We start from the raw sequence: 4687 nt of genomic DNA, 5'->3' as shown, positions 1-4687 counted from the left end.
CTCCCCTTTTGATACTACCTCATCAATGGAAAGAGCACGCAAAACCATAGCTTTTGAAATTTCATCTGATTTGCGAAATGCTATTATAATTTGCTTTTCTAAGTCGCTGAGAGAAAAATCATTTGATGGAGCAACATCATCCCATCCCATCAAATAGGCAACGGTGGTGTGCAATGCAGCAGCAAATTCTAAGACCTTGCTCTGCGTAATATCGTTGACACCATTTTCGATTTTCGCTATTGTAGATTTATTTTTATATCCCAGCATTTTTGCCAACTCTTCCTGTGTAATACCAAGAGCCTCGCGCTTTGCTCGTATACGCATGCCTATCTCAGTCATTTTCAATACCACCTTGTTTGTAATAATCACAATATACCATATGGTTTCCGATAAATCAATATTCTTTGGCGTTTTAAAAAAAAATAGTTGACGAAAAGGCAACATAGCGGTATTATGTAGGAGGGTGATTTATAATCAACAAGAAAGGAGAATGAAAATGACAAACTCTGAAGCATTAAGAGAACTGATCAATGCAAAAGGACTCAAGCTGAAATTTGTGGCTGAATACTTAGGACTGTCCCCTTATGGATTCAACTTAAAGATGCAGAATAAGCAGGAATTTAAGACCAGCGAGGTGGCTGCGTTGTGCGAATTATTAGAGATTGAATCCCTGGAAGAAAAGGAGAGAATTTTTTTTGCCAAAAAGATGATTATAAATCATCTAAAATAGCAAGTGCATAAGGAGACGGCCATGAAAAAAATATCAAAAAGGATTAGATCTGCAGCGGGAAAAGTGATGAGTTCCAAAGATGGATATGAGGTCAGAGATGCCATAGCATCCGCACTGGTGGATGTGGCGGACGCTATGGAAGAATATGAAAGGCCTAAGTTGATGATGCGCCGGATCTGTATCATGTGCACACTGATCAGCGCATGTATATCAGCGGTGGCAACGAGCTTGTTTATTTATTTACTGAAGTAAGTTTCGGAAAGGAGGTACCTATGGCCATGGATCTAAAAGAAACACCAAGGACGGGAGCTGCCAACAGACCACTGGTGGACATGTTCAAGATAGACAGAGCGCTCCCGAAGATCATGAAAGTGATGGAAGATGAGGGGCTGAATGTCGCAGAGGCGGAAATGATCCCTCAGATGTTGATGAGCAAAATGCAGAAAAACAGTGAACTGCATGAGAAAGCCAGACAGTTCACTGTTCATGAAAAGCTATTCAGGAGGTAAAGAAAACCATGAATGAAATTATAGAATTACTGGAGCAGGGCCGGGTAGTAGTGGCCAAGGCAGGGGAGAAAGCGGATCCGCAGGAGCTGGCGGCGGCGGTCCTGCACTACTGCGAGGCGGCGGGGTACACCATCAATGACGTCTTAGAGGTAGGTAATGGGATTGCGGCCTCTGCACGCCATATTATGTGGGACATGGTTGCGGAAAAAAGATTATATAAAAGCGCAGATGATGTGGCGTTAATGAGAAAGCGCCCTACAAAGACAAAGCAGGGCGCAGAAATAAAGGGTATCACTATTGATTTAACCACTCATGATACTCGGCAAGCAACAAAAGAGAATAAGTAGCTGAAAATGTTGCCATAAACGATTTTTCGTTATTGATAGTTAATTCCTGGGTTTGAGCAAGGGCTTTGTTTCGGAGATCACGCTCTTTATCAGGAGTAAACCAATAATTACGAAAATCAGAAAATTCTTTCATAGATAGAAACGCTCCTTTCCTATGTACTCAGCTCCGGCCAGGGAGCCTGCAAGTAAAGTATAGGAGCATAAGCGGGGAATGACAAGGGAGGACAAAGTGAACACCACAACAGAATTGATACGGAAACGGAACCGGGAGCTGGATCTGGCTCGTTACGCACTCACAGCGGAGAGCCGGAAAAAGCACCGGGAGGAGGCAAACAGGTTAAACAGAGAGATCAGGCGCCGGGTACGGCAGGAGGTAGGAAATGGAGGTCAGAGGGAATTTTGATGTTAAGAGATTTTATGAGGTGCTGGCAGGGATCCTGTCAGAGAAGTATAAGGCGAAAATCACGGCGGATATCCATGAGGTGCCGGAACTGGTGGCACAGTCGGTCAGTCAGAAAATGGCGTAGACGGATCCACAACGGGATCTTAAAGACAATCACAGCGGTGGCGGCCCTGGCGTATGTTGGAGCAGTGTGCAGCATAGACAGCCCGGACGGCGGCTGCGGAATAGTCAACTGCCTGATCATCTGCGCTGTGAGCGGAACGTGGCTGGCGCTGTTCTGCATAGCCAACAACTGGTTTGAACAAGAGGACGGAGAGGAGGATGAGCCGTGGAATATGTAGCAGCATTTCTGGGAGGCGCCCTGTTCGGAGCCTTTGCGGTTATCTTATGGGCGCTTATAGCGGCCAACAGAAAAGATGATGAATGAAAATTGCGCTCTCTGCACCGGGCAGCCAGGGCCGGTCCGACTCCGGCAGAGCGTGTTATGGCAGGGTGGCTCCCTGCATAGGTGCGGCAGCAGGTCAAGAGCTGTCTCATGGGTACCATGCAAAAATGACGGTGGTCACGCCGACCAGAGAGCGTGTGGTAGGTCAACAGGTTTTCGGAGTCTTTTTAATGCGAAAAGACCAACAGGGTACACAAGCCAAAAAAGGAGGCGGTCACATGATAAGGGCACCGCCGGAGGTGGATATGAGAAGCAGGAAGATAGGGGAGAACCCGATCAAGATCATAAGGTGGAGCGCAAATGTAACGCTGCCATCCGGGAATAGAGCAAATATGTATTGCATGAGCGGATCCATGGAGGAGGTCATGGAGTTCGCCAAGAAGATCGCAGAAGAGAACGGAGTGACCGTTGAGGCTGTGGTCTGAACATGAAAAAAGCTGGCGTCTGCAAACGCCAGCAGGCCCAGTGGGCTATGGAAAAACTTCCTGGAACCATAGTATCACTACGGCCTTATAAAGTCAAGGAAAACGGGGGCTTTTGCCTACCGTTTTGGACTTGATAAAGCTATTAAAGATAGGACAGATACTATGGCAATAAAGAGGAAAACATATAGGTTCCGGAGGGGAGCCATCATTGATGTGGAGGAGTTCCATGACGGGAGGTATGGCGCCCCGGGAGTAAAGAGGAACAAGAGGGCAAAGCCCACAGAGGAGCAGATGCGGGCCGTGAATGCCATGAACAAGGCCAGGAGATGCCGGCACCGATTACTGGAGTATTTCAAGCCGGGGGACATCTGGGCGACATGGACCTACAGTGTGCAGAACCGACCGCCGGATATGGCAGCGGCTCTGAAAGATTTTCAAAAGGCCATGCGGTATGTACGGAAGGAATACAAGAAACGAGGGTATGAGGTGTTCTGGATCCGGAACATAGAGCAGGGCACCAGGGGGGCCTGGCACATCCATCTGATCATCAACGAGATCGGGGACACGGCCAGCATCATCCAAAAAGCCTGGGAGAAGGGAGGCACCTGGTTCACGGAGATCCGGAAAAGCCAATACTATGATGAGGACTTTACGAAGCTGGCCAGCTACATCACGAAGGACCAGCACACAGTAGAGGCCAAAAAGGACGGAACGCCGGGAAAGACCAGACTCCGGGAGGCCAATTATGGAACCAGCCGGAATATGCCTCTGCCGGAACCAAAGAAGGACAAGCTGGTGCGGTGGAAACCGGAGCCGAAACCAAAGAAAGGATACTACATGGCCCATATCTATGAGGGCATCAACCCGGTTACGGGATTTAAGTACAGACGATACACCATGATCCGGTATAGGAGGGAATAAATTGTATCAGACAAAGATCTATATAACCACAGACAGCAGCTCTCCGAAAGCCACAGAGAAACATTACGGTTATGTGCTGGAGTGCATGGTGGGAGGAGAGGCGAAGACACGAGAGGGATTTGGAAAAGTAATGGGTACATATCATCAGGCGGTATTGACAGCACTGGCGGAGGCCCTGGGAAGGTTCAACCAGAGCTGTGAGGTCTGCATCTGTACAGAGGATGAATTTGTCCTCAATATGCTGGAGCGCAACCTGGCGATCTGGGCGGGAAACGAATTTCTGACCAGTAAGAAAAAGCCGGTAGCCAACCAGGAGGAGTGGATGAGGATATGGAGCCTGTCAAACAAGCATCTCATCCTGACGTCTCCCGGAAAGCATGAATATACCGGGTGGCTGCAGGGGGAAATAGAAAAACGAAAGGAGCAGGAGAATGTTTGAGAAGTTTGGAGAACTCAATTCTTTTGGAGAAATCAATGAGCTTGCAGAGAATCTGTTCAATGAGGGAGACACAGAGTCGCTGAGAGCCATGGCAAAGGAGAACGGAATCCAGAGTGATTTCGTAGATATGTATCTGCAGGGAGAGATTCCGGTGCTGTGCGATCAGCTGACAGCGGCACTGGGAAAGATTGATGTTGAGGTGGCGGAGCTGAAACCGAAAGAAATCATGGAGGACTGGGTGGAGTACCTGAGAGGCCAGTGCATGGAAAATGAGTTGCTGGCATTCAATGTACGGAAGAAAGGAAAGTCACTGAAAGGCTGCATAGCGGCGCTCCTGATGTGGTCATTCAAGAATCAGCAGACCGTGGACAAGGATATTATCAAGGCAGCAGGCGTATCTGCAGGAAAGGTCACGCTGGGGATCCCGGGCATGGCCAGAGCAAAGCAGATCATCACGGACTACTACAT

12 protein-coding genes are annotated in these 4687 nt (G+C 48.3%); 11 read left to right on the top strand and 1 reads right to left on the bottom strand.

All coding sequences use genetic code 11. The annotated features are described in order from the left end of the window. Nucleotides 1-339 (bottom strand): helix-turn-helix domain-containing protein (locus AC1WIP_RS11705; RefSeq protein ID WP_481141996.1); only part of this gene is annotated, 339 nt, incomplete at its 3' end. A gap of 157 nt (nucleotides 340-496) precedes the next feature. Between AC1WIP_RS11705 and AC1WIP_RS11700 the strand changes: the two genes are divergently transcribed. The 11 genes from AC1WIP_RS11700 to AC1WIP_RS11650 all read left to right on the top strand — a co-directional run. Beyond that, nucleotides 497-730 carry a hypothetical protein gene (locus tag AC1WIP_RS11700; RefSeq protein WP_481141995.1) on the top strand — a complete coding sequence of 78 codons (234 nt, stop codon included), beginning with the start codon at nucleotides 497-499 and terminating at the stop codon, nucleotides 728-730. A gap of 66 nt (nucleotides 731-796) precedes the next feature. Then, on the top strand, nucleotides 797-982 hold the full coding sequence (locus tag AC1WIP_RS11695) for a hypothetical protein (protein ID WP_481141994.1): 186 nt from the start codon (nucleotides 797-799) through the stop codon (nucleotides 980-982). Nucleotides 983-1002: 20 nt separating this feature from the next. Then, nucleotides 1003-1239: a hypothetical protein gene (locus tag AC1WIP_RS11690; RefSeq protein ID WP_481141993.1), complete on the top strand. Its 237-nt coding sequence runs from the start codon at nucleotides 1003-1005 to the stop codon at nucleotides 1237-1239. Between the two features lie 8 nt (nucleotides 1240-1247). Beyond that, nucleotides 1248-1586 (top strand): hypothetical protein, encoded by a 339-nt coding sequence (locus AC1WIP_RS11685; protein ID WP_481141992.1) that lies wholly within the window; start codon nucleotides 1248-1250, stop codon nucleotides 1584-1586. A 229-nt stretch (nucleotides 1587-1815) separates the two neighbouring features. After that, on the top strand, nucleotides 1816-1989 hold the full coding sequence (locus tag AC1WIP_RS11680) for a hypothetical protein (RefSeq protein WP_481141991.1): 174 nt from the start codon (nucleotides 1816-1818) through the stop codon (nucleotides 1987-1989). Further along, entirely contained in the window at nucleotides 1967-2113 is a 147-nt protein-coding gene (locus tag AC1WIP_RS11675) for a hypothetical protein (RefSeq protein ID WP_481141990.1), read from the top strand. Before AC1WIP_RS11680 ends, AC1WIP_RS11675 begins: the two co-directional genes overlap by 23 nt. Continuing rightward, nucleotides 2064-2330, top strand: a complete 267-nt coding sequence (locus AC1WIP_RS11670) for a hypothetical protein (RefSeq protein ID WP_481141989.1) — start codon at nucleotides 2064-2066, stop codon at nucleotides 2328-2330. The genes AC1WIP_RS11675 and AC1WIP_RS11670 overlap by 50 nt, the downstream gene beginning before the upstream one ends. Before the next feature lie 322 nt (nucleotides 2331-2652). After that, nucleotides 2653-2859 (top strand): hypothetical protein, encoded by a 207-nt coding sequence (locus tag AC1WIP_RS11665; RefSeq protein WP_481141988.1) that lies wholly within the window; start codon nucleotides 2653-2655, stop codon nucleotides 2857-2859. A gap of 162 nt (nucleotides 2860-3021) precedes the next feature. Continuing rightward, nucleotides 3022-3780 carry a rolling circle replication-associated protein gene (locus AC1WIP_RS11660; protein WP_481141987.1) on the top strand — a complete coding sequence of 253 codons (759 nt, stop codon included), beginning with the start codon at nucleotides 3022-3024 and terminating at the stop codon, nucleotides 3778-3780. Between the two features lies 1 nt (nucleotide 3781). Then, nucleotides 3782-4219, top strand: a complete 438-nt coding sequence (locus AC1WIP_RS11655; RefSeq protein WP_481141986.1) for an RNase H family protein — start codon at nucleotides 3782-3784, stop codon at nucleotides 4217-4219. Then, nucleotides 4212-4687, top strand: a 476-nt coding sequence (locus tag AC1WIP_RS11650; protein ID WP_481141985.1) for a hypothetical protein, incomplete at its 3' end; no start/stop codon positions are given. The genes AC1WIP_RS11655 and AC1WIP_RS11650, both read left to right, overlap by 8 nt.

The organism is Acetatifactor sp., assembly GCF_982438285.1.
This window is presented reverse-complemented; position numbering and strand designations above follow the sequence as displayed.